Annotated in this window: 1 protein-coding gene; it reads left to right on the forward strand. The window is 40.5% G+C overall.

What is annotated here, in order from left to right:
• Positions 1-712 precede the first annotated feature (712 nt).
• Positions 713-2,620 (forward strand): group II intron reverse transcriptase/maturase, encoded by a 1,908-nt coding sequence (gene ltrA / locus AB5618_RS21205; RefSeq protein ID WP_173903690.1) that lies wholly within the window; start codon positions 713-715, stop codon positions 2,618-2,620.
• The last annotated feature ends 133 nt before the right edge of the window (positions 2,621-2,753 follow it).

Below are 2,753 nucleotides of genomic sequence, written 5' to 3' on the forward strand. Positions count from 1 at the left end.
AGTGCGACACGTTCGCAGGCGGTAAAAAGTCTGCGCACAGTGTTGGTTTATTAAATAATAACCAGTCTGTGAACTGGTAATCCGATAGGTGGAATGATGGGGTAACGCCCTGAAACGTCTATCCTTGACGGACTTGCGTCAGCTGTAATGGTTGGGGTGAGAAGCTCCGTGACAACGACCGAGAGTAGTCGTAGGAATCTGCCAAAAGATTCTCGAAAACGCCCCAGAGGTGGGGTGCGCTACCTATAGGTCTAGGATCTATAAAATATCTATGATTAGAATGTTTACTTTGGCGAGTAAACTGACGAAAACTGCGAATGTACGGTTCTAAAAGAAGACCATATAGAAATGTATGGGTGCGTTAAAGCGCAGTCAGTGTGGTTCAGTAGAAATTCGCCCTACGAACGACCATGTTGTGTTACAGGCACATCCAAGCTGACAGGACTATAGCAGAGATCTAAGGATATATGTACAGATAGGATTATCGGAACGTGGAAAGGCACCAGATTCCATTAGGGGATAGCCTGACGAAGAAAATAAGCAGGTGAACTGGTGCTGAAAAGCCGTGATCGAACTTATGATGAGTTCTGCGAAAAAGAGGAACTCGGAGGAATGGTCACAAGTCGGTTGAAATAAACAGGCATTATTCAGTCTAATGATAAGGATTACGAGTAAGACCAAAAGGGTCACTTTCGAGAGGAGGTGATGCCTTATGCCAAAGAAAAGTAAAACATTATGTGTAGATGACTTGCGTCATGCGGAGTACTACGGAATGCAAGGTACTTTTGATGAACTATATCAAAAAAGTCAGAACGGTGAAGTATTTGAGAATCTTATGGATTTGATACTGAGCAGGGATAACATTTTACTTGCGTACCGAAACATCAAAGCGAACAAAGGCAGCTACACGGCAGGAACAGACAAAAAGAACATCACAGATATTGGGAGTCAAACTCCTGATGATGTGGTAAAAAGAGTGAGATTTATTGTTACCGGAAGCAAACACGGCTACAGACCAAAGCCTGTAAGACGGAAAGATATCCCGAAACCAAACGGAAAAACACGTCCGCTGGGAATCCCATGCATATGGGATAGGTTGATACAGCAATGTATCAAGCAGATCATGGAACCAATCTGCGAAGCAAAGTTCTACAATAATAGTTATGGATTTCGTCCGAATAGATCCGTTGAACATGCCATTAACAGAACCTACACCATGCTTCAAATGATGAATCTTCATTATGTTATTGAGTTTGATATTAAAGGATTTTTCGATAACGTAAATCATAGCAAGTTAATCAGACAGATATGGTCGCTGGGTATCCATGATAAAACGCTGATTTTTATTATCAAGCGAATACTAACAGCTCCAATTAAAATGCCCGATAATACAACGGTACTGCCCAACAAGGGTACACCACAGGGAGGAATTATCTCACCACTACTGGCAAACATCGTTCTAAATGAATTGGATTGGTGGATAGCTAGTCAATGGGAGGAAAATCCGATTGCTATAAGCAGAGGGCGAGAAAGAATAATCGGAAAAACTAAAGTTTTTGATAAAAGCCATGGTTATAGGATTATGAAAAACACAGAAATGAAAGAAATGCATATCATTCGGTATGCGGATGATTTTAGGATTTTCTGTAGAACGAAAGAGGACGCAGTCAGGACAAAAGAAGCGGTTACGGCGTGGATTGAAGAGAGGTTGAAATTAGAGGTGTCCCCTGAGAAAACAAGGATTGTGAACACCAGAAAACGGTGGTCAGAGTTTCTTGGATTCAAAATAAGGGTAAGGTTGAAGCATCATAAATATGTGGTGCAGTCGGCAATCTGTGACAAAAAGGTTGAAATTGAAAGAGCAAAGCTAGTGGAACAAGCGAAAAACATCGCAAAACCCCGAGAGAAAAAAAGTTGTTTATCAGAAATTCAGCTATATAACTCTATGGTGTTAGGCATACAGAATTACTATCAGCTTGCCACCTGTATCAGTATTGATTGCAGAGAATTCCATAGGCGAGTAATGACAGTTTTGATGAACAGGTTAAATACAGAAACAGGAAGTATGCTAAAACATGAGGGTGGAACTATCACCCAAGCAGAAAAGGAAAGATTCGGACAGTCAAAAATGATTCGATATGTTTCAGGAATTGACCAGATGATCTATCCGATTGCATTCATCAAAAATAAAATACCGATGGCGAAGCGATCAATCGTTTGTAGTTATACAAAAGAAGGTCGTGCTCCGATTCATACAGAACTTAACCTTAATCAGTATGTTCTGAAAGGACTGAGAGAAAAAATATCCGTTGGTCATAGCACAGAATACCATGACAGTAAAATATCTTTATTTTCTGCTCAAAAGGGAAAATGTGCAATCAGTGGAGAAGAATTCGCAGATGCGGAACATGTAGCTGTATGGCTCAAAGTACCAAGAGCACTTGGTGGATTTGAAAGATATAAAAACATGGTTCTGATTCACAAAAAATATCTGATTCTGTTACAAGAACTGCCCCAAGCAGTAATAAAAGACCTGATAAAAACACTCAATATCACAAAAAAGATGCTCGTGAAAATCAATAGTCTGCGAGAGCAGGCGAACCTGTCAGCAATAATATAAAACTTAAATTTGGTGACTGATTAAATGTCTCGTGAAGACAATCGATGGAGCGCCGGATGCGGTGAAAGTCGCATGTCCGGTGTGAAGTGGGGGAAAAGGTGGAGATAATATCAAAACCTTACCTATCACTATA

The sequence above is a fragment of the Ruminococcus sp. J1101004sp1_RTP21198st1_B9_RTP21198_201120 genome (assembly GCF_040924245.1).
Lineage (GTDB): Bacteria > Bacillota > Clostridia > Lachnospirales > Lachnospiraceae > Blautia_A > Blautia_A faecis.